This window comes from Citrobacter sp. RHBSTW-00017, assembly GCF_013797615.1.
GTDB classification, from domain to species: Bacteria; Pseudomonadota; Gammaproteobacteria; order Enterobacterales; family Enterobacteriaceae; genus Citrobacter; species Citrobacter braakii.
Map to the genome: position 1 here is coordinate 4,973,772 of NZ_CP056899.1, position 26,233 is coordinate 5,000,004.

Below are 26,233 nucleotides of genomic sequence, written 5' to 3' on the forward strand. Positions count from 1 at the left end.
ACCAGGCTGTTAGCCCTTCAGACCTAAACGTTCGCCCTGGTAACTGCCGTCCTGCACGGGTTTCCACCATGCCTGATTATCCAGATACCACTGCACGGTTTTGCGCATTCCACTTTCAAACGTTTCCTGCGGCATCCACCCGAGTTCACGCGCAATTTTTGAAGCGTCAATGGCGTAACGCAAATCATGGCCTGGGCGATCGTCCACAAAAGCGATCAAGTCGCGGTACTGCGCGATGCCCTGCGGTTTATGCGGAGCCAGCTCTTCCAACAGGCTGCAAACCGTTTCGACAACATCCAGGTTTTTACGCTCGTTATGGCCACCAATATTATAGGTTTCCCCAACCGTGCCCGTCGTCGCCACGCAATAGAGCGCCCTGGCGTGATCTTCTACATACAACCAGTCACGGATCTGTTGACCATTGCCGTATACCGGCAACGGTTTGCCCGCCAGTGCGTTGAGGATCATCAGCGGAATCAGTTTTTCCGGGAAATGGTACGGACCATAGTTATTGGAACAGTTGGTAATCAGCGTTGGCAGGCCGTAGGTACGCAGCCAGGCGCGAACCAGATGATCGCTGCTGGCTTTCGACGCGGAATAAGGGCTGCTCGGCGCATACGGCGTGGTTTCGGTGAAGAAATCATCTGTGGAATGGAGATCGCCATACACCTCGTCAGTCGAGATATGGTGGAAACGAAACGCCAATTTTTCCTCGCTGGCTAATGTACTCCAGTAAGCGCGCGCTGCTTCCAACAGCGTGTAGGTTCCCACAATGTTGGTTTCGATAAAGGCGGCGGGACCATCAATTGAACGATCGACATGGCTTTCTGCAGCCAGATGCATCACGCAGTCCGGCTGATATTGTTGAAACACCCTGTCGAGCGATGCCCGATCGCAAATATCCACTTTCTCAAAGGCAAAACGGGAATTCTGCGCAACCGGCTCCAGTGACATCAGGTTTCCGGCGTAGGTCAGCTTATCGACCACAACCACCGCATCCTCGGTATCATGAATGATATGTCGCACAACCGCCGAGCCGATAAATCCCGCTCCGCCGGTAACCAGAATTCGTTTCATTAGCGCCAGACCCCTTTGGTATCAACGATGTACTGCTGTTGAACCGCATCGCCTTTGATGGCTTTAAATTCATTATGGTCAACCAGCATGACCAACACATCAGCACGTGCCAGAGCATCGTCCAGCGTCGCCAGTTGGCAAAGACCATCCAGTTTTTTCGGCAGTTGATGGATGTTCGGTTCCACCACCAGCACTTCGCCTTTGTGCCATTGCGCAATATTCTGCGCAATTCCCATCGCCGGGCTTTCACGCAAATCGTCAATATTGGGTTTGAATGCCAGACCAAAACAGGCAATTTTTACTTCGCTAGCCCGTTTGTTGGTATCCGCCAGACAGTCGGCTACGGCAGCCTTTACCCGATCGACCACCCAATGCGGTTTACCATCGTTTACTTCACGTGCAGTACGGATCAATTTCGCCTGCTGCGGGTTCTGCGCCACGATAAACCACGGATCGACCGCGATACAGTGTCCACCTACGCCAGGGCCGGGCTGCAAAATATTCACGCGTGGATGCCGGTTTGCCAGGCGAATCAGTTCCCAGACGTTGATCCCCTGATCGGCGCAAATCAGCGACAGTTCATTGGCGAAGGCGATATTGACATCGCGAAAGCTATTTTCCGTCAGCTTACACATTTCTGCGGTGCGGGCGTTGGTTACCACACATTCGCCTTCGAGAAAGATGTTGTACAGCTCGCTGGCGCGCGCGGAACAGACGGAGGTCATTCCTCCAATCACCCGATCGTTTTTAATCAGTTCGACCATTACCTGACCCGGCAGTACGCGCTCTGGGCAATAAGCAATGTTAACGTCCGCCTGTTCACCGACCTGCTGCGGGAAAGTCAGGTCAGCCCGCATTTCTGCAAGCCATGCGGCCATCTGTTCAGTTGCCCCGACAGGTGAAGTGGATTCCAGAATCACCAATGCGCCTTTTTTCAAAACTGGCGCAATAGATTTCGCCGCGGCTTCTACGTAGACCATATCGGGTTCATGATCTCCCTTAAAGGGGGTAGGCACCGCAATCAGATACGCATCAGCATCTACGGGTGTCGCGCTCGCACGTAAAAAACCATTTTCGACCGCCGTTTTCACCACCGCACCCAGATCGGGCTCAACGATGTGAATTTCGCCGCGATTAATGGTATCCACCGCATGTTGATTTATATCTACGCCAATTACGTGTTTTTGACGGGAAGCAAAGGCAGCCGCCGTTGGCAGTCCGATATAACCCAACCCAATGACAGAAATGGTCGTAAAACTCATAGCGATATCCGATTATTTTTTAATGCATCTAAAATGCGGTCACATGCCAGCCCGTCTCCATACGGATTATGGGCGCGGCTCATGATCTGATATTCATTGTCGTCATGCAGCAAACGCGTGACTTCTTCAACAATCCGCTGTGGGTCTGTACCTACCAGGCGTACAGTCCCTGCGGTAATAGCTTCCGGGCGCTCCGTTGTTTCACGCATCACCAGCACAGGTTTCCCCAGAGACGGCGCTTCTTCCTGAATCCCGCCGGAATCAGTAAGGATCAGCCAGGCGTGATTCATCAGCCATACGAATGGCAGGTAGTCCTGCGGTTCAATCAACACCACGTTTTCAACGTGACCCAGGATGCGATTGACCGGCTCACTGACGTTAGGGTTCAGGTGTACCGGATAGACAATCTGCACATTTTGGTTAGACGCGGCTATTTCCGCCAGGGCGTGACAGATTTGCTCAAAACCGCGACCGAAGCTTTCCCGACGATGACCGGTCACCAGGATCATCTTTTTATCAGCATCCAGGAAAGGATAACGTTCGGCCAGATCCGCACGCAGCGTCTCATTTCCCAGTACGCGATCCCGAACCCAGATCAACGCGTCAATAACCGTATTACCCGTGACGAAAATACGATCATCAGGGATAGCTTCTCGTAACAGATTTTGGCGCGAGTTTTCTGTTGGGGCAAAATGATACATTGCCAGACGCCCGGTCAGCGTACGATTAGCCTCTTCCGGCCATGGTGAATAGAGATCGCCTGTACGTAAACCAGCCTCTACATGCCCCACCGGGATGCGCTGATAGAACGCGGCCAGACTGGTAGCAATCGTGGTTGTGGTATCACCATGAACCAACACCACATCGGGTTTGAATTCAGCCAAAATAGGCTTTAACCCTTCCAGGATGCGGCAGGTTATTTCTGTTAGTCCCTGACCTGGCTGCATAATATTGAGATCGTAGTCAGGTACAATGGAAAAAAGATTCAACACCTGATCGAGCATCTCCCGATGCTGCGCCGTAACGCAAACTTTCGCCTCAAAATCAGGATCTTTTTCCAGCGCATGAACCAGAGGAGCCATCTTAATGGCCTCCGGTCGCGTACCAAATACAGTCAGTACTTTCACATCGATTCTCTTCGGATTGGCAGTGAGGGCCCAGCCCCTCACTGCAACGGCATTGCTAAATCGTACGGCGACGGGTTAACGCGACACCAGCACCGATCAGAGCCCCAACGATACCCCACATAATCATCAGGAAGGCGCGACGAGGGCTGTCACGTTTTACCGGCTCTTCCGGCGTTCTCAAATAACGATAGGTCTGAAAACGCGGATCTAAAGTTGGTCCAACGTTCAGGGTGTTCAGCATTGCCCTGTTCTGGAAATAGTCCAGATCGAAATCCGGACCAATTGACTGCAGATTCTCGAGTCGCGCCTGCAACATAGGACGTCCGAGTAAGAACAATTCTGAATCCGGCAATTCATCAGCTGGAACATCTGTGGAAGTACGCGAAATATTATGTTGTTCGGCAATTTTAAGCGCTTGTTCAATGCTGTGGACGCGGCGAGAGAAAATGGATTTTGCCACTTCTTCCTGACGTTTGACCTGCGCTTTCATCTGCACAGTGCGTGCAGCCCATGCGCCTTTTAACTCATCGTTCAGATGACGTGCCGCGCGTTGGCTGGCAAACGCGACGTACTGGCGCAGCAAATTGTTGGCATCAGGAGCCGTCTCGGCAATCAACTTCACGCTGTCATTGGTATTACGTAGCGCATCGCCAGGTAAAAACTGAATGTTATTGATCAGTTCATCCAGCATCGCCGCATCGGCTTTGCTATTACCGACCATACGCTGCTTATAGTAATCAGTCTGCTGCCAGAATTCTCGGCGTGTATCCCAGGAGGCAAGCTGCATAATGAATTCTTTATAGGCCTCATCCATTACTGACGGTTGGTCCGTGGACGCAAGACTGGCCTTAATATCCAGGTTGCGTAAAAACTGTTGTTGAGAGTAAAAGCCACCCAACATATTGACCGTTGGCCTGTCAGTAATCGCCGTGGCGCTCCACTCCTGACGCGCAAAAAACGTATAGGCGAGGGCCGCTATCGCGAAGGCGAGAGCCATACCGACGATCCACACCTTCCCTGACCACAAGGTACGAAACAACCCACGGATATCCAGTTCATTTTCAGCGCTCACGGCGTCTTCCCCCGGTAATGGTTGTCTCATCGCATCCTCAATTTACTTGGTTAAGTTTGGTTTGCCTTCACGAATTCTTCGCAATCTGCGCTTCACTCGCTTGATAAATCTCGCTACCTTCCAGGCACGCTTGATACAGTAACCGTAGAGGCCAAAGGCCAGTAAAAAAAGCAACAACATGGCCCATTCAGGGACTAAGCGAAAATATTCAGCCAACACGCCGATAGACGCCAGTACCGCCGCAGCCAGCGTAATCAGAACAAATGCTTGTCGGGAAGTAAACCCTGCCCGCATCACCAAATGATGTATGTGTTGACGATCCGCGGAGAAAGGGCTCATGCCTTTTCGCAAACGTCGGTACATGATTGCCACCATATCCATCAATGGAATGGCAATAATCCACAGTGCAGTTACCGGGCTAATGGGGTGAGTTTTGCCCTGCGTAGTCTCCAGCAGGATCCAAATAATGGTGAAGCCAATCAGTGTACTGCCCGCGTCACCCATAAAAACTTTATAGCGACGTCCAAGGATGCCCAGATTTAGCAGGATATAAGGCAGAATGGCGGCGATCATGGCAAAACACCAGATAGCCAGACTCGTCTGACCATCAAACCACAAAATGAATCCCATCGCCGCAAATGAAACGCTGGACAACCCACCTAGCAGACCATCAATCCCATCCACCATATTGAAGGCGTTTATTGCCGCCCAGACGGCAAACAGCGTGAGTAAATAGCCGAACGGACCGAGCACCATCTCCCAGGGGCCAAAAATATACCCAAGGCTAAGAAGATAGAGTTTGCCAACCGACATCATAATAATGCCGATCGCGGCCTGGATAATCGCACGGATTTTTACACTGATATCAAAGCGATCGTCTAACGCGCCGACCAAAACTAATACACCAGCACAGGCCAGAAAGAGAGAAGCATGCGGGATGTAGTAGTCAGCAATGGCAAACGTAAAACATACACCTGCGTAAGCCGAAATCCCTCCAACCAACGGAATCAATCCCTGATGCCGTTTACGGAAGTTGGGTTTATCCACTAAACCAATCTTTTTTGCGACCTTGCGGGCAAAGAAAAGAAACAGTGTTGTGAATAAGAAAATACTGATGAGATCAGTGCTTACTGTCAGTAAATTCACAATGCATGCTCTCAGAGAATATTAATAGCAGAAGTATAACCACGAAGACCTATATTCAGAAGGGAAACCCGACTTCATACCCAATGGTTTTGTATAATTATCAACCACAAGAAACAGATTACGAATCTTTTTCTACTTGTTGGTACTTCATACCGTATTATCGTTATTGTGTCGTTAAGATTACAGCCACAAAAGCAAAACGCCACGTAAAAACGTGGCGTTTTCGGATGAGACCTGAATTACGAACGCTTCATCATGTCGAAGAAGTCGTCATTAGTCTTGGTCATCGCCAGCTTGTTAATGAGGAATTCCATGGCATCAATTTCACCCATCGGATGGATGATTTTGCGCAGGATCCACATTTTCTGCAGCTCTTCCTGGGTGGTGAGCAGCTCTTCTTTACGGGTACCGGAACGGTTGTAGTCGATAGCCGGGAAGACGCGTTTTTCAGCAATCTTACGAGAGAGATGCAGTTCCATGTTGCCGGTACCTTTAAACTCTTCGTAGATAACTTCATCCATTTTAGAGCCAGTATCGATCAGCGCAGTCGCGATGATAGTCAGGCTACCGCCCTCTTCCACGTTACGCGCCGCACCGAAGAAACGCTTCGGACGATGCAAGGCGTTGGCATCAACACCACCGGTCAAAACTTTACCGGAAGCCGGAACCACGGTGTTGTAAGCACGCGCCAGACGGGTGATGGAATCGAGCAGAATGATAACGTCTTTCTTGTGTTCAACCAGACGTTTCGCCTTCTCGATAACCATTTCCGCAACCTGAACGTGGCGGGAGGCTGGTTCGTCAAAGGTAGACGCAACCACTTCACCTTTCACCAGACGCTGCATCTCGGTAACTTCTTCCGGACGTTCGTCAATCAGCAGCACCATCAGCACGCAGTCCGGATGGTTGTAAGCAATGCTCTGCGCGATGTTCTGCAGCAGCATGGTTTTACCTGCTTTCGGCGGAGCAACAATCAGACCACGTTGGCCACGACCGATCGGTGATGCCAGATCCAGTACACGCGCCGTTAAGTCTTCAGTAGAACCGTTACCACGTTCCATACGCAGACGAGAGTTTGCGTGCAGCGGTGTTAAGTTCTCAAAGAGGATTTTGTTACGGGCGTTTTCTGGTTTGTCGTAGTTAACTTCGTTAACTTTCAACAGCGCAAAGTAGCGTTCACCTTCTTTCGGCGGGCGAATCTTACCAGAGATGGTATCACCAGTGCGGAGGTTGAAACGGCGGATTTGGCTGGGAGAAACGTAGATGTCATCAGGACCGGCGAGGTAGGAGCTGTCTGCAGAGCGGAGGAAACCAAATCCATCCTGCAATATCTCCAGCACACCGTCACCAAAGATATCTTCGCCACTCTTTGCGTGCTGCTTCAGGATGGCAAAAATAATGTCCTGCTTGCGCATACGAGCCAGGTTTTCAAGGCCCATATTTTCGCCGAGAGTGATCAGCTCAGAAACCGGCGTATTCTTTAATTCGGTAAGATTCATAATGGTGTGAGTTCTTAAACTTGGGGTAAATCTCGAACTTAATGTTGTGAATGGTATGGCAGGGTCATCCATGCCTGTTTACGGCCATCAACTCATGTCTGTTCGCTGTCTGGTCACAGGAAAGTACGCAGAACTGAAACGACAAGACGGATTGAGTGACAAGCCAGGAATCTGTCCACTTCTCGCGCGAGAAACAACGGGAAGTATTGGATATAACTAGATTCAAACTTAATAAGGTATGTTTAATACGAAGTCAACACTAACTTAGCACGACTCAAGTCGGGCGTCCAGTCATCCGAATCATTTCGAAGTATGGTCGCCCGATCATGAGACTTCCTTACGCTAAATTAGCGTCGAGGAATTCTTTCAACTGACCTTTGGATAGTGCGCCGACTTTAGTCGCCGCAACTTCGCCGTTTTTAAACAGCAGCAGGGTCGGGATGCCACGGATACCATACTTCGGCGCGGTGCCTGGGTTTTGGTCAATGTTCAGTTTAGCAACCGTCAACTTGCCCTGATATTCGTCAGCGATTTCATCCAGAATTGGAGCGATCATTTTGCACGGACCGCACCACTCTGCCCAGAAATCAACGAGGATAGCTCCGTCCGCTTTGAGTACATCCGTGTCAAAACTGTCGTCAGTCAGGTGAATAATTTTATCGCTCATATTAACTCCACAGGAATAAGCCTGGTGCGTTGGTGTACTCTTAATCAACGACGTGTTGATGTAGCATTAACCAACTAAAGGTTGACTTTATTTCACCGGATACGCTTTCGTAAAGCAATAGTAAGCTGATATTCTACCACACTATGAGCAAAACACATTTAACAGAACAGAAGTTTTCCGACTTCGCCCTGCACCCAAAGGTGATAGAAGCCCTTGAAAATAAAGGCTTTCATAACTGCACGCCCATTCAGGCCCTCGCGCTGCCGCTAACGCTGGCAGGTCGTGATGTTGCAGGGCAGGCGCAAACCGGTACCGGAAAAACGATGGCGTTCCTGACGTCAACGTTTCATTATCTTCTCTCTCATCCCGCGATTGCCGATCGCAAGGTGAACCAACCGCGTGCGTTAATTATGGCGCCAACGCGTGAGTTAGCCGTGCAAATCCACGCTGACGCCGAGCCGCTGGCACAGACCACCGGTTTGAAATTAGGCCTGGCTTATGGCGGCGACGGTTATGACAAACAGCTGAAAGTGCTGGAAAGCGGCGTCGATATTCTTATCGGCACGACCGGTCGTCTCATCGACTATGCAAAACAGAACCACATTAACCTGGGCGCGATTCAGGTCGTGGTGCTGGATGAAGCCGATCGTATGTACGATCTGGGCTTTATCAAAGATATCCGTTGGCTGTTCCGTCGTATGCCGCCAACCACCCAACGTCTGAACATGCTGTTTTCTGCAACCCTCTCTTACCGCGTTCGCGAACTGGCGTTCGAACAGATGAATAACGCCGAGTACGTTGAAGTCGAACCGGAACAGAAGACAGGTCACCGTATTAAAGAAGAGCTCTTCTATCCTTCCAACGAAGAGAAAATGCGTTTACTGCAAACGCTGATTGAAGAAGAGTGGCCAGATCGCGCCATCGTCTTTGCTAACACCAAGCATCGTTGTGAAGATATCTGGGGTAGCCTTGCCGCTGACGGTCATCGCGTCGGTCTGTTGACCGGTGACGTGGCGCAGAAAAAACGTCTGCGTATCCTTGATGAGTTCACCCGTGGCGATCTCGACATTCTCGTTGCGACGGATGTCGCCGCGCGTGGTCTGCATATCCCAGCCGTAACGCACGTATTTAACTATGACCTGCCGGATGACTGTGAAGATTACGTTCACCGTATCGGTCGTACCGGTCGCGCCGGAGCAAGCGGTCACTCTATCAGCCTAGCGTGTGAAGAATATGCGCTGAATTTACCAGCAATCGAGACCTATATCGGTCACTCGATCCCGGTCAGCAAGTACAACCCGGATGCACTGATGACCGATCTGCCGAAGCCGTTACGCTTAACGCGTCCGCGCACAGGCAATGGCCCACGCCGTACCGGTGGTGCTCCGCGTAATCGTCGTCGTTCAGGTTAACGTTAGATATGCTCACAACCACTTCGCTGTACGCCGCAATTGATTTAGGCTCGAATAGTTTTCATATGCTGGTTGTACGCGAGGTGGCGGGAAGCATTCAGACGCTCACGCGTATTAAACGCAAGGTGCGTCTGGCCGCTGGCCTCAACAGCGACAACGTTCTTTCCGCTGAAGCTATGGAGCGCGGCTGGCAATGCCTGCGCCTGTTTGCTGAACGCCTGCAGGATATCCCTCAGTCGCAAATCCGCGTGGTCGCCACGGCAACATTACGCATCGCGGTAAACGCCGATGAGTTTATCGCCAAAGCGCAAGAGATCCTCGGCTGCCCTGTCCAGGTCATCAGCGGTGAAGAAGAAGCGCGGCTGATTTATCAAGGTGTTGCCCACACCACCGGCGGCGCCGATCAGCGTCTGGTCGTTGATATTGGCGGAGCCAGCACTGAACTGGTTACCGGCTCCGGCGCGCAAACCACCTCTCTGTTCAGCCTGTCAATGGGCTGCGTCACCTGGCTCGAAAGGTATTTCACCAATCGTAATCTGGCACAGGAAAACTTTGACGAAGCAGAGAAAGCGGCCCGCGAAGTTCTGCGCCCGGTCGCCGACAAACTGCGTTTTCATGGCTGGAAAGTTTGCGTTGGTGCCTCTGGCACCGTCCAGGCGTTACAGGAAATCATGATGGCGCAAGGCATGGATGAGCGCATTACGTTGGCCAAGCTTCAGCAGCTTAAACAGCGCGCCATTCATTGTGGTCGTCTGGAAGAACTGGAAATAGAAGGGTTAACGCTCGAACGCGCACTGGTTTTTCCCAGCGGACTGGCCATTCTGATCGCCATTTTCACCGAACTGAATATTCAATGCATGACACTGGCCGGCGGCGCACTACGCGAAGGTCTGGTCTACGGCATGCTGCACTTGCCGGTTGATCAGGACATTCGCAGCCGTACGCTGCGTAATATTCAGCGTCGATTTATGGTCGACACCGATCAGGCGAATCGCGTCACGCAATTGGCTGTACATTTACTCGAACAGGTGAAAGATGAGTGGCATCTTGAAGCCATTAGTCGTGAACTGCTGCAAAGTGCCTGTCAGTTGCATGAAATAGGACTGAGCGTAGAGTATAAGCAGGCGCCGCTGCATGCCGCCTGGCTGGTACGTAATCTCGATCTCCCGGGCTTTACTCCCGCGCAGAAAAAACTGTTAGCCACGCTGTTGCTCAACCAAACTAATCCGGTCGATCTCTCTTCACTCCACCAGCAAAACGCTGTGCCACCACGCATCGCAGAGCACCTTTGCCGTTTGCTACGCCTGGCGATCATTTTCGCCGCTCGCCGTCGCGACGATTTAGTGCCACATATCACCCTGCAAGCTCAGGATGAGAATCTGACGTTAACGCTACCGGAAGGCTGGCTGGAACATCATCCATTAGGTACAGAGTTAATCGATCAGGAAATACAGTGGCAAAGCTATGTCCACTGGCCGCTGGAAGTGCATTAGATGCTGGCTGCCGGATAGCGCTTACGCTTATCCGGCCTACAAAAGACCTATTTCTCTTTGGCTTTCGCCATCATTGCCCGAATGTTAGCAATGCTGGCCTGCCCTTTTTGCATCCGCTCCTCGGCACTCACCACTTTACGTTCCTGTTCCCAGATAACGTCATCTTGTGGTAGTTCCAACAGGAAACGGCTCGGTTCCGGTCGAACCAGTTCACCGTACTGGCGGCGCTCTTTACACAGCGTGAAGATAAGTTCTTTCTGCGCACGCGTAATCCCGACGTAAGCCAGACGACGCTCTTCGTCGATGTTATCTTCATCAATGCTGCTCTGGTGCGGCAAAAATCCTTCTTCCATTCCCACCATAAATACGTAAGGGAACTCCAGTCCTTTTGAAGCATGCAGCGTCATCAACTGCACCTGATCCAACTCCTCTTCGCTCTCTCCGCGCTCCATCATGTCGCGCAGGGTAAAGCGGGTAACGACCTGAGTCAGGGTCATTGGCTCTTCCAGCTCACTACCTTCCAGCATCTCCGTCATCCAACTGAACAGCGTGTTGACGTTTTTCATACGCATTTCGGCCGCTTTCGGGCTCGGCGAGGTTTCATACAGCCAGGATTCGTAATCAATGCCGTGGATCAGATCGCGTACGGCGGCAACCGGCTCGCGCTCCGCCAGACGTTGAATTTCACCCAGCCAGTGCGTAAAGCGGGTCAGAGAATCATATCCGCGCCCGGTTAGCGTCTGGCTAAGTCCCATATCAAAGCTAGCGGTAAACAGGCTTTTATTACGCGTCATCGCCCATTCCCCCAGCTTTTGCAGCGTGGCCGGACCGATTTCACGCTTAGGGGTGTTTACGATGCGCAAAAATGCACTGTCATCATCCGGGTTGCTGAGCACGCGCAGATAGGCCAGCAAATCTTTAATCTCCGGACGCGAGAAGAACGACGTCCCGCCGGAAATTTTGTACGGGATGCGGTTCTGCATCAGAAACTTTTCGAACACTCGCGACTGATGATTACCGCGATACAGGATGGCGTAGTCTTTATACTGCGTCTTGTTCACAAAGTGATGGGCTATCAGTTCCCCGGTCACGCGTTCTGCTTCGTGCTCTTCATTATTCGCACTCAAAACCTTCAGCTCAGCGCCGTAGCCCAGCTCAGAAAAGAGCCGTTTTTCAAAGACGTGTGGGTTGTTAGCAATAAGGATGTTCGCCGCCTTCAGGATACGCCCTGATGAGCGATAGTTTTGCTCCAGCTTCACCACCTGCAGCGCCGGAAAATCTTTGCTTAACAGTACCAGGTTCTGCGGACGTGCACCGCGCCAGGAGTAGATCGACTGATCGTCATCACCCACGACGGTAAAGCGCGCGCGTTTCCCCACCAGCAACTTCACCAACTCGTACTGGCTGGTGTTGGTATCCTGATATTCATCCACCAGCAGGTAGCGGATTCGATTTTGCCAACGCTCACGTACTTCTTCATTGCGCTGCAACAGCAGCGTGGGGAGCAGGATCAGATCGTCAAAATCAAGGACGTTACACGCCTTCATATGCGCGTCATACAGACCATAGCAGTGGGCAAAAATACGATCGCGTTCACCCTTTGCACTGGCTGCCGCCTGCGCTGGGGTCATCAGATCGTTTTTCCAGTTGGAGATCGTTGAAATCAATTGTTGAAGGATAAGCTTATCGTCTTCAATTAGCCCTTCGGTCAATTCCTTAAGCAGGGCCACCTGGTCAGTATCATCAAACAACGAGAAGTTCGACTTCATCCCCAGCGCGGCGTATTCACGCTTAATGACATCCAGTCCCAGAGTGTGGAAAGTAGAGATCATCAACCCGCGCGCTTCTTTACGACCCAACGTTTGCGCCACACGCTCTTTCATCTCGCGCGCAGCCTTATTGGTAAAGGTTACTGCCGCAATATGTCGTGCCTGATAGCCACATTCACGGATCAGATGTGCGATTTTGTTAGTGATAACACGCGTCTTACCGGAACCCGCTCCCGCCAGCACCAGGCAAGGTCCGGTGACGAATTCGACGGCTTGTTGTTGTCCGGGGTTCAAACGCATAGAGGATTGCTCAATCTGTAAACACGGGGATGTGGATTGTAGCAGAAAGTGACGCCAGGGGGATCGGTCATAGCCCATCGTCGAAGACCATGGATTACATGCTACTATTGCGCCCTGATTTATCACTCAACTCAGAGCACAAACCATGGCAAAAACAGCATCAGCAGTGCATATCCTTGTTAAAGAAGAGAAACTGGCTCTCGATCTTCTGGAACAAATCAAAAATGGCGCCGATTTTGGTAAACTGGCGAAGAAACACTCTATCTGCCCGTCGGGCAAACGCGGCGGCGATTTAGGCGAATTCCGCCAGGGCCAGATGGTTCCGGCGTTTGATAAAGTGGTGTTCTCCTGCCCGGTGCTGGAGCCAACCGGCCCACTGCACACTCAGTTCGGTTATCACATCATTAAAGTGCTGTACCGTAACTAATAAAAAGCCCGGTGTGTTCAACCACCGGGCTTTTTTTGCCGAATGGCAGCCTCTTAGCCAGCTACAGCAATGAGTTTCATATCAGTCATATAGCCACGCAGTTTCTGGCCCACTTTCTCGATAGCATGGCTGCGAATAGCATCGTTCACGTCGCGCAGCTGCGCGTTGTCTACCGCACCTTCGGCAATGGCTTTGCCCAGATCTCCGGTTTGCAGGGTGGTCATGAACTCTTTCAGCAGCGGTACGCACGCGTAAGAGAACAGGTAGTTACCGTATTCTGCGGTATCGGAAATGACTACGTTCATTTCGTACAGACGCTTACGGGCGATGGTGTTCGCGATCAGCGGCAGTTCGTGCAGTGATTCGTAGTAAGCAGACTCTTCGATGATGCCGGAATCCACCATGGTTTCAAACGCCAGCTCAACGCCAGCTTTCACCATCGCGATCATCAGCACGCCTTTATCGAAGTACTCCTGCTCGCCAATTTTACCTTCAAACTGCGGCGCGGTTTCGAACGCGGTTTTGCCGGTCTCTTCACGCCAGGTCAGCAGTTTCTTATCGTCGTTGGCCCAGTCAGCCATCATGCCTGAAGAGAATTCGCCGGAGATAATGTCATCCATGTGTTTCTGGAACAGCGGCGCCATGATCTCTTTCAGCTGTTCGGACAGCGCATAAGCACGCAGTTTCGCTGGGTTAGACAGACGATCCATCATCAGGGTGATACCGCCCTGCTTCAGCGCTTCGGTGATGGTTTCCCAGCCGAACTGAATCAGTTTTTCGGCGTAAGCCGGGTCAGTACCTTCTTCCACCAGCTTGTCGAAGCACAGCAGAGAGCCTGCCTGCAGCATACCGCACAGAATTGTCTGCTCGCCCATCAGGTCAGATTTCACTTCCGCAACGAAGGACGATTCCAGCACGCCCGCACGGTGACCGCCAGTGGCCGCAGCCCATGCTTTGGCAATCGCCATGCCTTCGCCTTTCGGATCGTTTTCCGGGTGAACGGCGATCAGGGTTGGAACACCAAAACCACGTTTGTACTCTTCACGCACTTCGGTACCCGGACACTTCGGCGCAACCATCACCACAGTGATATCTTTACGGATCTGCTCGCCCACTTCGACGATGTTGAAACCGTGGGAGTAGCCCAGCGCCGCGCCATCTTTCATCAGCGGCTGTACGGAACGTACAACGTCGGAGTGCTGTTTGTCCGGGGTCAGGTTAACCACCAGATCTGCCTGCGGGATCAGCTCTTCGTAGGTACCTACTTTGAAGCCATTTTCGGTCGCTTTGCGCCAGGAAGCGCGCTTCTCAGCAATCGCTTCTTTACGCAGGGCGTAGGAGATATCCAAACCGGAGTCGCGCATGTTCAGGCCTTGGTTAAGCCCCTGAGCACCGCACCCGACGATGACCACTTTTTTACCCTGAAGGTAGCTTGCGCCATCGGCGAATTCGTCGCGCCCCATAAAGCGACATTTGCCCAGCTGCGCCAGCTGCTGGCGCAGGTTCAGTGTATTAAAGTAGTTAGCCATGGTGATACCTCGTGATGTTGTACTGTCTTATTGTTCGGTTCGCGTTTCAGCGAGAATGAACCCACATTACAACAGGAAATTTATTGCGGAAATTGATATATTCACAACATCACATTGCAATATCTGCAACGTAGAAAATCGGAGGCTCGTCCGTGGATTTACGCGATCTGAAAATGTTCCTGCATCTGGCGGAAAGCCGCCACTTTGGCCGCAGTGCGCGGGCAATGCACGTCAGCCCCTCCACACTCTCACGCCAGATCCAACGGCTGGAAGAAGATCTCGGCCAGGCGCTGTTTGTGCGCGATAACCGTACGGTCACGCTGACCGAAGCAGGCGAAGAGCTGCGAGTGTTTGCCCAGCAGACGCTGTTGCAGTATCAACAATTGCGCCACACCCTCGATCAACAGGGACCGTCGCTGTCGGGTGAGCTGCATATCTTCTGCTCGGTTACCGCCGCCTACAGCCACCTGCCGCCAATTCTCGACCGCTTTCGCGCCGAGCACCCCTCGGTTGAAATTAAGCTCACCACCGGCGATGCCGCTGACGCAATGGACAAAGTGGTCACCGGAGAGGCCGATCTGGCAATAGCGGGTAAGCCGGAGACGCTGCCCGGCGCAGTAGCATTCTCGATGCTGGAGAATTTAACGGTAGTGTTGATCGCACCAGCATTGCCTTGCCCGGTACGGAATCAGGTTTCGGTCGATAAACCAGACTGGTCGACGGTGCCGTTTATTATGGCCGACCAGGGGCCGGTACGCCGCCGCATCGAGTTGTGGTTCCGCCGTCACAAAATCAGCAACCCATCGATTTACGCCACCGTGGGGGGGCACGAAGCGATGGTCTCGATGGTGGCGCTGGGTTGCGGCGTGGCGCTGCTGCCGGAAGTGGTGCTGGAAAACAGCCCGGAGCCGGTACGGAATCGCGTGATGATTTTAGAACGCAGCGACGAAAAAACGCCGTTCGAGCTGGGCGTCTGCGCGCCGAAAAAACGGCTGCATGAGCCGCTCATAGACGCGTTCTGGAAGATTGTTCTGGAGCGTAAATCCGCCGAGTAGCGCCAGCATCAGGCCTAAAATCAGTGGTAGATTCAGTATTGGCACTCCTTTTCTGTATAATGTCCCGTGCCATAATAGATGTGGGGGGCTTGTTAACCATCACGTTTAGCAAGCCAGAACAGACGGTGTCATTGCGCACTTGACAGCGAAAATACAAACTTAATTAGCCATCATTATGATAATCAAACCAAAAATTCGTGGATTCATCTGTACAACGACCCATCCGACTGGCTGCAAAGTCAATGTGGAAAAACAGATCGATTATGTGAAGAAAAACGGGAAAATCGCTAACGGCCCTTCCCGCGTGCTGGTCATCGGTTCTTCCACCGGTTACGGTCTTGCTTCCAGAATTTCCGCCGCGTTTGGCAGCGGAGCCGCCACTATCGGCGTATTTTTCGAAAAACCAGGCACGGAAACCAAGCCAGGTTCCGCGGGCTGGTATAACTCTGCAGCCTTCGATGAGGCCGCAAAACGTGAAGGTCTGTATTCCAAAAGCATCAACGGCGACGCGTTCTCCGACGAGTGTCGCGACGAAGTTATCAAACTGATCAAAGAAGACCTGGGTCAGATTGACCTGGTGGTTTACTCACTGGCATCTCCGGTACGTAAAATGCCGAAAACCGGTGAAATCGTCCGTTCTGCGCTGAAGCCAATCGGTGAGGTTTATACCTCTAAAGCGATCGATACCAACAAAGATCAGATCATAACCGCCAGCATTGAGCCGGCAACCGAAGAAGAAGTTCAGAACACCGTCACCGTCATGGGCGGCGAAGACTGGGAACTGTGGATGGGCGCGCTGAGCGAAGCAGGCGTGCTGGCTGACGGCGTGAAAACCGTTGCCTACTCCTACATCGGTACCGACCTGACCTGGCCAATCTACTGGCACGGCGCGCTGGGCAAAGCAAAAGAAGATCTCGACCGCGCGGCAGGCGCGCTGCGTAATCAACTGGCTCCGCTGAACGGTTCCGCTAACGTTGCTGTACTGAAATCCGTTATCACGCAGGCCTCTTCTGCTATTCCGGTGATGCCGCTGTACATCTCCATGGTCTTCAAGCTGATGAAAGAACAAGGCATTCATGAAGGCTGCATCGAGCAGATCAACCGTCTGATGACCACCAGCCTGTACGGCGATAAAGTGGTGCTTGATGACAACCAGCGTATCCGTATGGATGACTGGGAACTGCGTGAAGACATTCAGCAGGCATGCCGCGATCTGTGGCCGCTGATCACCACCGAAAACCTGGCGCAAAAAACGGACTATGCAGGATATAAGCAGGAATTCCTGAATCTGTTCGGTTTTGGTCTCGACGAAGTGGATTACGATGCGGATGTAAACACCGAAGTCGAATTCGAAGTCATCACGCTGTAATCTGCTGATACCGTTGCAAAAAGGGTTCATGTCTTTACATGAACCCTTTTTTAATGGCTACCGCTAACCCGCCAGGAAGAACCTGAACGACGGGTTATGCGTTTCATCATGACAGTCATAACCCAGTTCGTTCAGTCGCGTTTCGAAATCAGGTTCGTGCTCACCCAACTCAAACGCCGCCAGTACGCGACCATAATCGGTTCCGTGACTACGATAGTGGAACAACGAAATATTCCAGTGCGTCCCCAGGGTATGCAGGAATTTGAGCAACGCCCCCGGAGATTCCGGGAATTCGAAGCTGTACAGCCGCTCCTGCAAGGGTTTCGACGGGCGCCCACCGACCATGTAGCGCACGTGCAGCTTCGCCATTTCGTCGTCGGACAAATCCACCACGCTGTAGCCGCCCTCGTTAAGCAACTGGAGGATTTCCTTACGCTCTTCCAGCCCACGGCTCAGACGGACGCCAACAAAAATACAGGCGTCTTTCGCATCAGCAAATCGGTAGTTAAACTCGGTAACCGAGCGTCCTCCCAACAGCTGGCAAAACTTCAGGAAGCTGCCCTTTTCTTCCGGAATAGTTACTGCCAGCAACGCTTCGCGCTGTTCGCCCAGCTCGCAACGTTCGGAAACATAACGTAGGCCATGGAAGTTAACGTTAGCGCCGGAAAGGATATGCGCCAGACGTTCGCCGCGAATGTTGTGCTGGGCAATGTACTTTTTCATCCCCGCCAGCGCCAGCGCACCGGATGGTTCCGCCACCGCGCGCACATCCTCGAACAGATCTTTCATTGCCGCGCAGATAGCGTCGCTATCGACAGTGATGATGTCGTCGAGATACTCCTGGCACAAACGGAAGGTTTCGTCGCCGATACGTTTCACCGCCACGCCTTCAGCAAAGAGGCCAACACGCGGAAGATCGACCGGTTGACCGGCATCCAGCGCCGCTTTCAGGCAAGCAGAGTCTTCAGCTTCAACGGCAATCACTTTGATCTGCGGCATCAACTGCTTGATCAGCACCGCCACGCCTGCCGCTAATCCGCCACCGCCCACCGGCACGAATACACGATCAAGGTGGGCATCCTGCTGCAATAACTCCAGTGCCAGCGTGCCCTGCCCGGCAATCACCATCGGATGGTCGAACGGAGGAACCCAGGTAAAACCCTGCTGCTGCGACAGCTCAATCGCTTTGGCTTTGGCTTCATCAAAATTCGCGCCGTGTAGCAGTACTTCACCACCGAAACCGCGAACGGCATCGACTTTGATATCGGCGGTAGCCGTAGGCATGACAATCAGCGCCTTCACGCCTAATCGCGCAGAAGAGAAAGCTACACCCTGAGCATGATTACCCGCCGATGCGGTGATTACGCCATGCGCTTTTTGCTCTTCGGTCAGACCGGCCATCATGGCATAGGCACCGCGCAGCTTGAAGCTGTGAACGGGTTGACGGTCTTCGCGCTTCACCAGGATCACGTTATCGAGGCGCGAAGAGAGTTTTTCCATTTTTTGTAGCGGTGTGACCTGCGCCGCTTCGTATACCGGCGCACGCAGCACTGCTCTGAGATACTCGGCGCCTTCTGGAGCGCCGGACAGGGGTTGAGAATCCGCCATGGTCATTATCCCCCTAGTTTCGACTTATCGCGCACCGCACCTTTGTCGGCGCTGGTTGCCAGGCTGGCGTAAGCGCGCAGCGCAAAGGAGACCTGACGCTGACGATCTTTTGGCGTCCAGGCTTTGTCACCACGAGCTTCTTGCGCTTCACGGCGCGCAGCGATTTCCGCATCGCTCAGTTGCAGTTGAATGCCACGATTCGGGATATCGATAGCAATCATGTCGCCATCTTCGATAATTGCGATATTACCGCCGCTGGCCGCTTCAGGAGAAACGTGACCAATGGAAAGCCCCGAAGTACCGCCAGAGAAACGACCGTCGGTAATCAGCGCGCAGGCCTTACCGAGACCCATCGATTTCAGGAAGGTGGTTGGGTAGAGCATTTCCTGCATGCCTGGCCCGCCCTTCGGCCCTTCGTAGCGAATCACCACCACGTCGCCGGCAACCACTTTACCGCCGAGGATAGCTTCAACCGCATCGTCCTGGCTTTCATACACTTTGGCCGGGCCGGTGAATTTCAGGATGCTGTCATCCACACCAGCGGTTTTTACGATACAGCCGTTTTCCGCGAAGTTACCATACAGGACTGCCAGGCCGCCGTCTTTGCTGTAAGCATGTTCCAACGAGCGAATGCAACCTTCTGCGCGGTCATCATCCAAGGTGTCCCAACGACAATCCTGCGAGAACGCCTGGGTGGTACGGATGCCAGCCGGACCTGCGCGGAACATTTTTTTCACCGCGTCGTCTTTGGTCAGCATAACGTCATAACTATCGAGCGTTTGCGGCAGAGTCAGCCCCAACACGTTTTTCACGTCGCGGTTCAGAAGCCCGGCGCGATCCAGCTCGCCTAAAATGCCCAGTACGCCGCCCGCGCGGTGCACGTCTTCCATATGGTATTTCTGCGTACTCGGCGCAACTTTACACAGCTGCGGGACTTTGCGGGACAACTTATCAATATCACTCATGGTGAAGTCGATTTCCGCTTCCTGCGCGGCCGCCAGCAGGTGCAGAACGGTGTTGGTGGAACCGCCCATCGCGATATCCAGCGTCATGGCGTTCTCAAACGCCGCCTTGCTGGCAATGTTGCGCGGCAGGGCTGAAGCGTCATCCTGCTCGTAGTAGCGTTTGGTCAGCTCAACGATGCGTTTACCTGCGTTGAGAAACAGCTCTTTACGGTCGGCGTGAGTCGCCAACAGCGAACCGTTACCCGGCTGCGACAGACCCAGCGCTTCGGTCAGACAGTTCATCGAGTTGGCGGTGAACATCCCGGAGCACGAGCCGCAGGTCGGACAGGCCGAACGTTCAACCTGCTCGCTCTGCGAGTCGGAGACTTTCGGGTCTGCGCCCTGAATCATCGCATCAACCAGATCAAGCTTGATGATTTGGTCAGAGAGCTTGGTTTTCCCGGCTTCCATTGGGCCGCCGGAAACAAAGATCACCGGAATATTCAGCCGCAGAGAGGCCATTAACATCCCGGGGGTGATTTTATCGCAGTTAGAGATGCAGACCATCGCATCGGCGCAGTGGGCGTTAACCATATATTCCACTGAATCGGCGATCAGCTCACGCGACGGCAGTGAATAAAGCATGCCGCCATGACCCATGGCGATACCATCATCTACGGCGATGGTGTTGAACTCTTTCGCCACGCCGCCTGAGGCTTCGATTTGTTCGGCAACCAGCTTACCGAGATCGCGCAGGTGGACGTGGCCCGGCACAAACTGGGTAAAGGAGTTCACCACAGCGATAATCGGTTTACCGAAGTCATCATCGGTCATCCCGGTGGCGCGCCACAGTGCGCGGGCACCCGCCATATTGCGGCCGTGGGTGGTGGTGGCAGAACGATACTTAGGCATGCTTGATTAACTCCCGTCTGTCTTTCCCCTGCATATTTCACGCCGCAGGTGCGTTGGCTGCCTCGCTCCCCCCAGTCACCTACTAAAGTAAGCTCCTGGGGACTCGCTGCGTTGCCGTCTTCCTGCAACGTGAACTATTTTGGGGAAATATTAATTTTGTTATTGGTTTACTGAATCCAACCAGCCGTATTTATCTTCCGTTTCACCGGTGAAGAGGCCAAAGAAGGCCTGCTGGATGCGTTTGGTGACCGGACCGCAGCGGCCTTCGCCCACCTGAATACCATCGACGCTGCGTACTGGGGTGATTTCGGCCGCGGTACCGGACATGAACACTTCGTCGGCCAGGTACAGCGATTCACGAGACAGCACCTGCTCACGCACTTCGATATCGAGATCTTTCGCCAGCTTAATGATCGCGTCACGGGTGATACCCGGCAGCGCGGAAGAGGTAAATGGCGGGGTAAACAGAATGCCGTCTTTTACTTCAAACAGGTTTTCGCCCGCGCCTTCGGAGATGTAGCCATTCACATCCAGCGCAATGCCTTCCTGGTAGCCATGACGACGCGCTTCACTACCCACCAGCAGCGAAGACAGATAGTTACCACCTGCTTTAGCAGCGGTAGGAATCGTGTTCGGCGCAACGCGGTTCCAGGAAGAAACCATCGCGTCGATCCCCTGCTCCAGCGCTTCAGCACCGAGGTAAGCCCCCCATGGGAACGCGGCGATTATCACATCAGTGGTGTATCCCGCAGGCGGGTTAACGCCCATCCCTACGTCGCCAACAAACACCAGCGGACGGATATAGGCGCTGGTCAGGTTGTTTTTACGAATCACCTCACGGCAAGCTTCCATCAGCTCATCAACGCTCTGAGAAACGGGAAAACGATAGATCTTGGCTGAATCACGCAGACGCTGCATATGTTCGCGATGACGGAACACTACCGGCCCTTTGTGAGAATCGTAGCAACGGATCCCTTCAAATACAGAAGTACCGTAGTGCAGCGCGTGGGACATCACGTGGACCTTCGCGTCTTCCCAACGAATCATCTCGCCATTAGACCAAATGTAATCAGCTTTTTTCGTCGTCATTTTTCTTCCTTTTGCGCTCAGGCGCGGATTTGTTGTGATGTGGTTGTGCTCTGGCAGATAGCAACATGTGCAACATCTACCAGTTTACTTAACTGACTAAACAGTAAGTCGACCGACCGGGGACTGGCAACGGTCAATTCGATATTTATATTCTGCGCATCGCTGGCGGCTTCCATATTCATGGAGCACACCTGAAAACCACGATGGCGTACCACGCGTAAAACACGTTCTAACGTTTCCGGATTGAAACGAGCCTCAACGGCGACCTGATGTTGCATCATGATAATTTCTCCAGCATTTCTGAGTTACTGGCGCCAGGTGGCACCAGAGGCCAGACATTCTCAAGTTCGTCGATTGAGACATGAAGCAAGTATGGCCCCTCGCTGTTCAGCATGGTGTCGAGTGCCGCTTCAACCTGGTCTTTACGGGTGATGTGTTGACCAGGAATGCCGAAGGCTCTGGCCAACATGAGGAAATCGGGGTTATCGGTAAGGGTGGTTTCGCTATAACGTTCCTGGAAAAACAGCTGCTGCCATTGTCGCACCATGCCTAACCGCTGGTTGTCGAGTAAAACTATCTTCAGCGGCAACTGCTTGCGTTTTACGGTGCCCAATTCCTGTACATTCATCATGAAGGAACCGTCACCGGAGATACAGATTACCGTATCATTCGGGCGAGCAACCTGCGCGCCAACCGCTGCTGGCAGGCCAAAGCCCATCGTCCCCAGACCGCTCGACGTGATGAAGTTTTCAGGGCGAGTGTAGGTCATATGCTGTGCCGACCACATCTGATGCTGGCCAACATCCGTTGTCACTACGCTATCCGCAGGTTTGCGATCGGATAACTGCTTTAACAACAGTGGCGCATAGATAGCTTCCCCCGGATGGTCGTAGCGCCAGGTATGTTCTGCGCGCAGTTCAGCGCTGTGCTGACGCCATTCGTCAATCTTCATCAATTGCTGTAATGCTGGCAGCAGAGAATTTAAATCCCCCTGCAGCGCCACGTGGGCCTGGCGCAGTTTGTTCATTTCCGCTGGATCGATGTCCATGTGGATTACGCTGGCGTTCGGTGCGAAGGTATTCAGCTTACCAGTCACCCGGTCATCAAAACGTGCGCCAACCGCAATCAGTAAATCGCACTCTTGCACCGCGAAATTCGCGGCTTTAGTACCGTGCATTCCCAACATCCCCAAATAGTACGGGTAGTCAGCATCTACTGCGCCCAGACCTTTCAGCGTGCAGGCGACCGGCATTTGGGTTATCGCGATAAATTCACGCAGGGCCGGGACCGCCTGCGCCATACCTACGCCACCACCTACGTACAGGATGGGCTTTTGCGCCTGCGCCAGCATTTTACGTGCCTGCTCAACGTCAGCGTGCGGAAACGTCTCTACGTTTTCGACGGTCGTAAAATATGGCTCCAGCGTACCGCTGGCTAATTGGATGTCTTTCGGGATATCAACCAGAACCGGACCCGGACGACCGGAATTCGCCACGGCGAAAGCCTCAGCCATGATACGCGGCAACTCTTCGAGTGACTGTACCAGGAAGCTGTGTTTGGTGCAGGACAGAGACATCCCCAGCACGTCCACTTCCTGGAACGCATCCGTTCCGATGAAAGGTGATGCCACCTGACCGGTGATCGCCACCACTGGAACAGAATCTAACAGCGCATCGGCAAGGCCCGTGATCAGGTTAGTTGCGCCAGGGCCGGAGGTAGCGATACAAACGCCGGTTTTACCGGTCGCACGGGCATAGCCAATCGCCGCCATTGCCGCACCCTGCTCGTGTCGGCACAACAGGTGCTCTACGCCGCCGTCATACAACGCATCGTAAACCGGCATAATTGCGCCACCAGGATAACCAAAGACGGTTTGAACCCCTTGTGCACGCAACGCATGTACCACCCACTGTGCCCCATTCATAGTTACATCCCCGCCGTAAATCTTGAGAAACAGAATTTTATGCTACCGTTCACTTTCTGCTCCTCGTGTATGTTTTTAAGGTCAAAAAAAACCCCCGGACCTTTCGGTGCGGGGGTCTTAGTTCGTTAAGGCTTGTTTTCTAAGCCTTTCCTCGTCCAAGTGCAGCCCCGCACGGTGGGATAATAATCACCACCACGCTAATCACGACCAGGCTAATCACTCGTAGAAGGGCTGTCATTTTTGTATTTTCTTGCATCTTGTTCGAAGGAATACCTAAAGAGTTACCATAGAATTTGCAAATGACACAAGATATTTTTTTATTCGTTTTTCTGACGTCGTTAACGGTTTAGATAAATACCGTTGTTTTTTATACAAAAAAATCAAAAATGAAAATATTTCACGCTTCAGGCGATCATCGGTAACCCGATCCCCAATACAAACACCATTCAAAAGCATTTGCGGGCGTCATTCCAGGCTTAATGCAAGCAATTATACGTTGCGCAAAAATACGGGAATCAGCATCTAAAAACCGTAATTATGCGAAATCTTGCCGCGATGTATTACGACATAATACTTTTATCAGGAGGGATTATGTCACTATCGATTGTTCACACACGCGCCGCGCTAGGCGTGAATGCGCCAGCCATTACCATCGAGGTACATATCAGCAACGGCCTGCCTGGTTTAACCATGGTGGGGCTGCCCGAAACGACGGTGAAAGAGGCTCGCGATCGGGTACGCAGTGCGATTATTAATAGCGGTTATGAATTCCCGGCAAAGAAAATAACTATAAACCTCGCTCCGGCCGATCTCCCGAAAGAAGGGGGGCGATATGATTTACCTATCGCTGTTGCGCTTCTGGCCGCTTCTGAGCAGCTTACACCCCACAATCTCGACACCTACGAGCTGGTAGGTGAATTAGCGCTTACAGGCGCGCTACGCGGCGTTCCCGGCGCGATATCAAGCGCAACCGAGGCCATTCGTGCAGGCAGGCGAATTATTGTCGCAAAAGAGAATGCCGCTGAAGTTGGACTGATACACGGCGAAGGGTGCCTGATCGCCGATCACCTGCAGACCGTATGCGCATTTCTCGAAGGTAAGCATGATTTAGACAGGCCATCATCCGCAGATTTTACGCCTAACGCATTAGCTGATGATCTGAGTGATGTTATCGGCCAGGAACAGGGTAAACGCGGGCTGGAGCTTACCGCAGCAGGCGGCCACAACCTCTTGCTCATCGGCCCGCCGGGTACGGGAAAGACTATGCTAGCCAGTCGACTCAGAGGGCTACTCCCTCCACTTAGCAACGATGAAGCGCTGGAAAGTGCCGCGATACTCAGTCTGATCCATTCCGACACGATACAAAAACAGTGGAAGCAGCGCCCTTTTCGCTCGCCACATCACAGTGCTTCATTAACCGCCATGGTCGGTGGAGGCTCTATTCCTGCGCCAGGAGAGATCTCTTTGGCACACAACGGCATACTGTTTCTGGATGAACTACCCGAGTTTGAGCGGCGCACGCTGGATGCACTGCGCGAACCCATCGAGTCCGGGCAGATCCATCTATCCCGCACCAGAGCAAAAATAACCTATCCCGCACGCTTTCAACTCATAGCTGCGATGAATCCGAGCCCGACGGGCCATTATCAGGGGAACCATAACCGCTGTACCCCAGAACAGACGCTGCGCTACCTAAATCGATTGTCAGGTCCATTTCTTGACCGCTTCGACCTCTCCCTCGAAATTCCCTTACCGCCGCCCGGTATACTCAGCCAGAGCGCGATGAAAGGGGAAAATAGCGCAACGGTGAAGCAACGTGTTATGGCAGCGCGAGAGCGTCAGTATCAGCGGCAAAATAAGTTAAACGCACATCTGGACAGTCAGGATATCCATAAATACTGCCTACTGCGTAGCGACGATGCACAGTGGCTTGAAGAAACGCTCGCGCATCTCGGATTGTCTATCCGCGCCTGGCTGCGCCTGATTAAGGTCGCTCGAACGATTGCGGATATCGAACAATGTGATCACATCTCTCGCCAGCATTTACAGGAGGCCGTTGGGTACCGAGCGATAGACAGGTTACTCATTCATCTGCAGAAACTACTGACATAAAAAAAGGGCTTTCGCCCTTTTTTTATTAATCATCAGATTCGGTGTAGTCTTCTGCGCCTTCCACCTGAGGTTTCCCACCCGATAAGGTGTGGAAGCGTTTTGGACGCTTAATACGCGTCATGTATTTAGACCACACACGTTCAGCTTCGGTAACCGGCTCACGTTCACCACGGCATACCGCAACAAACAGTTTTTCTTCTTCAGTTACCGGCTCACGCTTGCCCAGATCCAGCTCGTTGAAAGCATAACCGTGACGCTCAAGCAGTTGTGCTTCTTTAATGGTGAAATCACCATGACGGGAGAATCCGCGGGGATAATATTTATTATCGAAATATCGATTAGTCGTCGTAAAGCTTTCCGCCATCCTGCACGCTCCTAATTCTTTGGCCGAGCTATTTATGGCGCGGAGTATTAGTTACGCTTGACAGAGCGTCAAACAA

The 26,233-nt window shown here is 52.6% G+C and carries 23 protein-coding genes; 6 read left to right on the plus strand and 17 right to left on the minus strand.

What is annotated here, in order from left to right:
• Positions 1-9: 9 nt before the first annotated feature.
• The 8 genes from rffG to trxA all read right to left on the minus strand — a co-directional run bounded on the left by rffG (position 10) and on the right by trxA (position 7,850).
• Positions 10-1,077, minus strand: coding sequence for a dTDP-glucose 4,6-dehydratase (gene rffG, locus HV037_RS23965; protein ID WP_046274882.1), 1,068 nt, complete (start codon positions 1,075-1,077; stop codon positions 10-12).
• Positions 1,077-2,339 carry a UDP-N-acetyl-D-mannosamine dehydrogenase gene (gene wecC / locus HV037_RS23970; protein ID WP_047416514.1) on the minus strand — a complete coding sequence of 421 codons (1,263 nt, stop codon included), beginning with the start codon at positions 2,337-2,339 and terminating at the stop codon, positions 1,077-1,079. The genes rffG and wecC overlap by 1 nt, the downstream gene beginning before the upstream one ends.
• Positions 2,336-3,466: a UDP-N-acetylglucosamine 2-epimerase (non-hydrolyzing) gene (gene wecB, locus HV037_RS23975; protein ID WP_029139774.1), complete on the minus strand. Its 1,131-nt coding sequence runs from the start codon at positions 3,464-3,466 to the stop codon at positions 2,336-2,338. The genes wecC and wecB overlap by 4 nt, the downstream gene beginning before the upstream one ends.
• Before the next feature lie 55 nt (positions 3,467-3,521).
• The gene (wzzE, locus tag HV037_RS23980) at positions 3,522-4,568 is read right to left on the minus strand and encodes an ECA polysaccharide chain length modulation protein (RefSeq protein ID WP_016155108.1); all 1,047 of its coding nucleotides are present in this window, start codon (positions 4,566-4,568) and stop codon (positions 3,522-3,524) included.
• Between the two features lie 12 nt (positions 4,569-4,580).
• Complete coding sequence (gene wecA, locus HV037_RS23985; RefSeq protein WP_016155107.1) at positions 4,581-5,684, minus strand: UDP-N-acetylglucosamine--undecaprenyl-phosphate N-acetylglucosaminephosphotransferase; 1,104 nt, start codon at positions 5,682-5,684, stop codon at positions 4,581-4,583.
• Positions 5,685-5,923: 239 nt separating this feature from the next.
• Positions 5,924-7,183 carry a transcription termination factor Rho gene (rho, locus tag HV037_RS23990; RefSeq protein WP_002437993.1) on the minus strand — a complete coding sequence of 420 codons (1,260 nt, stop codon included), beginning with the start codon at positions 7,181-7,183 and terminating at the stop codon, positions 5,924-5,926.
• Positions 7,184-7,270: 87 nt separating this feature from the next.
• A complete protein-coding gene (locus HV037_RS23995; protein WP_049259789.1) occupies positions 7,271-7,390 on the minus strand; it encodes a rho operon leader peptide in 120 nt (39 codons plus the stop codon).
• Positions 7,391-7,520: 130 nt separating this feature from the next.
• Positions 7,521-7,850: a thioredoxin TrxA gene (trxA, locus tag HV037_RS24000; RefSeq protein ID WP_001280776.1), complete on the minus strand. Its 330-nt coding sequence runs from the start codon at positions 7,848-7,850 to the stop codon at positions 7,521-7,523.
• Between the two features lie 143 nt (positions 7,851-7,993).
• Between trxA and rhlB the strand changes: the two genes are divergently transcribed.
• Together rhlB and gppA are read left to right on the plus strand one after the other, a co-directional pair.
• Positions 7,994-9,262, plus strand: a complete 1,269-nt coding sequence (gene rhlB / locus HV037_RS24005) for an ATP-dependent RNA helicase RhlB (RefSeq protein ID WP_003829013.1) — start codon at positions 7,994-7,996, stop codon at positions 9,260-9,262.
• Between the two features lie 8 nt (positions 9,263-9,270).
• Positions 9,271-10,755: a guanosine-5'-triphosphate,3'-diphosphate diphosphatase gene (gppA, locus tag HV037_RS24010; RefSeq protein WP_049270481.1), complete on the plus strand. Its 1,485-nt coding sequence runs from the start codon at positions 9,271-9,273 to the stop codon at positions 10,753-10,755.
• 47 nt (positions 10,756-10,802) lie between these two features.
• On the opposite strand, the gene rep is transcribed toward gppA, so the two are convergent.
• Positions 10,803-12,824, minus strand: coding sequence for a DNA helicase Rep (gene rep, locus HV037_RS24015; RefSeq protein ID WP_016157836.1), 2,022 nt, complete (start codon positions 12,822-12,824; stop codon positions 10,803-10,805).
• 145 nt (positions 12,825-12,969) lie between these two features.
• Here rep and ppiC point away from each other — a divergent pair, with 145 nt between their 5' ends.
• On the plus strand, positions 12,970-13,251 hold the full coding sequence (gene ppiC, locus HV037_RS24020) for a peptidylprolyl isomerase PpiC (RefSeq protein WP_016155104.1): 282 nt from the start codon (positions 12,970-12,972) through the stop codon (positions 13,249-13,251).
• 53 nt (positions 13,252-13,304) lie between these two features.
• Here ppiC and ilvC read toward each other — a convergent pair whose 3' ends face one another.
• Positions 13,305-14,780, minus strand: coding sequence for a ketol-acid reductoisomerase (gene ilvC, locus HV037_RS24025; protein WP_103284407.1), 1,476 nt, complete (start codon positions 14,778-14,780; stop codon positions 13,305-13,307).
• A 152-nt stretch (positions 14,781-14,932) separates the two neighbouring features.
• Here ilvC and ilvY point away from each other — a divergent pair, with 152 nt between their 5' ends.
• Complete coding sequence (gene ilvY / locus HV037_RS24030) at positions 14,933-15,835, plus strand: HTH-type transcriptional activator IlvY (RefSeq protein ID WP_016155102.1); 903 nt, start codon at positions 14,933-14,935, stop codon at positions 15,833-15,835.
• A gap of 175 nt (positions 15,836-16,010) precedes the next feature.
• The gene (gene fabV / locus HV037_RS24035) at positions 16,011-17,204 is read left to right on the plus strand and encodes an enoyl-ACP reductase FabV (RefSeq protein WP_103284408.1); all 1,194 of its coding nucleotides are present in this window, start codon (positions 16,011-16,013) and stop codon (positions 17,202-17,204) included.
• Positions 17,205-17,267: 63 nt separating this feature from the next.
• On the opposite strand, the gene ilvA is transcribed toward fabV, so the two are convergent.
• The 6 genes from ilvA to ilvL form a co-directional block, all read right to left on the minus strand.
• Positions 17,268-18,812 (minus strand): threonine ammonia-lyase, biosynthetic, encoded by a 1,545-nt coding sequence (gene ilvA / locus HV037_RS24040; RefSeq protein WP_049270491.1) that lies wholly within the window; start codon positions 18,810-18,812, stop codon positions 17,268-17,270.
• A 5-nt stretch (positions 18,813-18,817) separates the two neighbouring features.
• Positions 18,818-20,668: a dihydroxy-acid dehydratase gene (gene ilvD, locus HV037_RS24045; protein WP_016157832.1), complete on the minus strand. Its 1,851-nt coding sequence runs from the start codon at positions 20,666-20,668 to the stop codon at positions 18,818-18,820.
• Between the two features lie 159 nt (positions 20,669-20,827).
• Positions 20,828-21,757 carry a branched-chain amino acid transaminase gene (locus HV037_RS24050; RefSeq protein WP_003829030.1) on the minus strand — a complete coding sequence of 310 codons (930 nt, stop codon included), beginning with the start codon at positions 21,755-21,757 and terminating at the stop codon, positions 20,828-20,830.
• A 17-nt stretch (positions 21,758-21,774) separates the two neighbouring features.
• A complete protein-coding gene (gene ilvM, locus HV037_RS24055) occupies positions 21,775-22,038 on the minus strand; it encodes an acetolactate synthase 2 small subunit (protein WP_003018017.1) in 264 nt (87 codons plus the stop codon).
• On the minus strand, positions 22,035-23,681 hold the full coding sequence (gene ilvG / locus HV037_RS24060) for an acetolactate synthase 2 catalytic subunit (RefSeq protein ID WP_016157831.1): 1,647 nt from the start codon (positions 23,679-23,681) through the stop codon (positions 22,035-22,037). The genes ilvM and ilvG overlap by 4 nt, the downstream gene beginning before the upstream one ends.
• Before the next feature lie 139 nt (positions 23,682-23,820).
• Entirely contained in the window at positions 23,821-23,919 is a 99-nt protein-coding gene (gene ilvL / locus HV037_RS24065) for an ilv operon leader peptide (protein ID WP_001311244.1), read from the minus strand.
• Between the two features lie 353 nt (positions 23,920-24,272).
• Between ilvL and HV037_RS24070 the strand changes: the two genes are divergently transcribed.
• Positions 24,273-25,793 carry a YifB family Mg chelatase-like AAA ATPase gene (locus tag HV037_RS24070; protein WP_046274875.1) on the plus strand — a complete coding sequence of 507 codons (1,521 nt, stop codon included), beginning with the start codon at positions 24,273-24,275 and terminating at the stop codon, positions 25,791-25,793.
• A 25-nt stretch (positions 25,794-25,818) separates the two neighbouring features.
• On the opposite strand, the gene maoP is transcribed toward HV037_RS24070, so the two are convergent.
• Positions 25,819-26,157, minus strand: coding sequence for a macrodomain Ori organization protein MaoP (gene maoP / locus HV037_RS24075; RefSeq protein WP_003018025.1), 339 nt, complete (start codon positions 26,155-26,157; stop codon positions 25,819-25,821).
• Positions 26,158-26,233: the final 76 nt, after the last annotated feature.

Excerpts from the sequence above, each read along its gene's own strand:
- HV037_RS24050 (WP_003829030.1), bottom strand. The coding sequence starts at position 21,757 with ATGACGACGAAAAAAGCTGATTACATTTGGTCTAATGGCGAGATGATT.
- ilvC (WP_103284407.1), bottom strand. The coding sequence starts at position 14,780 with ATGGCTAACTACTTTAATACACTGAACCTGCGCCAGCAGCTGGCGCAG.
- rffG (WP_046274882.1), bottom strand. The coding sequence starts at position 1,077 with ATGAAACGAATTCTGGTTACCGGCGGAGCGGGATTTATCGGCTCGGCG.
- maoP (WP_003018025.1), bottom strand. The coding sequence starts at position 26,157 with ATGGCGGAAAGCTTTACGACGACTAATCGATATTTCGATAATAAATAT.
- gppA (WP_049270481.1), top strand. The coding sequence starts at position 9,271 with ATGCTCACAACCACTTCGCTGTACGCCGCAATTGATTTAGGCTCGAAT.
- fabV (WP_103284408.1), top strand. The coding sequence starts at position 16,011 with ATGATAATCAAACCAAAAATTCGTGGATTCATCTGTACAACGACCCAT.
- trxA (WP_001280776.1), bottom strand. The coding sequence starts at position 7,850 with ATGAGCGATAAAATTATTCACCTGACTGACGACAGTTTTGACACGGAT.
- wecC (WP_047416514.1), bottom strand. The coding sequence starts at position 2,339 with ATGAGTTTTACGACCATTTCTGTCATTGGGTTGGGTTATATCGGACTG.
- HV037_RS24070 (WP_046274875.1), top strand. The coding sequence starts at position 24,273 with ATGTCACTATCGATTGTTCACACACGCGCCGCGCTAGGCGTGAATGCG.
- rho (WP_002437993.1), bottom strand. The coding sequence starts at position 7,183 with ATGAATCTTACCGAATTAAAGAATACGCCGGTTTCTGAGCTGATCACT.
- rhlB (WP_003829013.1), top strand. The coding sequence starts at position 7,994 with ATGAGCAAAACACATTTAACAGAACAGAAGTTTTCCGACTTCGCCCTG.
- rep (WP_016157836.1), bottom strand. The coding sequence starts at position 12,824 with ATGCGTTTGAACCCCGGACAACAACAAGCCGTCGAATTCGTCACCGGA.
- ilvG (WP_016157831.1), bottom strand. The coding sequence starts at position 23,681 with ATGAATGGGGCACAGTGGGTGGTACATGCGTTGCGTGCACAAGGGGTT.
- ilvM (WP_003018017.1), bottom strand. The coding sequence starts at position 22,038 with ATGATGCAACATCAGGTCGCCGTTGAGGCTCGTTTCAATCCGGAAACG.
- ppiC (WP_016155104.1), top strand. The coding sequence starts at position 12,970 with ATGGCAAAAACAGCATCAGCAGTGCATATCCTTGTTAAAGAAGAGAAA.
- ilvA (WP_049270491.1), bottom strand. The coding sequence starts at position 18,812 with ATGGCGGATTCTCAACCCCTGTCCGGCGCTCCAGAAGGCGCCGAGTAT.
- wzzE (WP_016155108.1), bottom strand. The coding sequence starts at position 4,568 with ATGAGACAACCATTACCGGGGGAAGACGCCGTGAGCGCTGAAAATGAA.
- ilvD (WP_016157832.1), bottom strand. The coding sequence starts at position 20,668 with ATGCCTAAGTATCGTTCTGCCACCACCACCCACGGCCGCAATATGGCG.
- ilvL (WP_001311244.1), bottom strand. The coding sequence starts at position 23,919 with ATGACAGCCCTTCTACGAGTGATTAGCCTGGTCGTGATTAGCGTGGTG.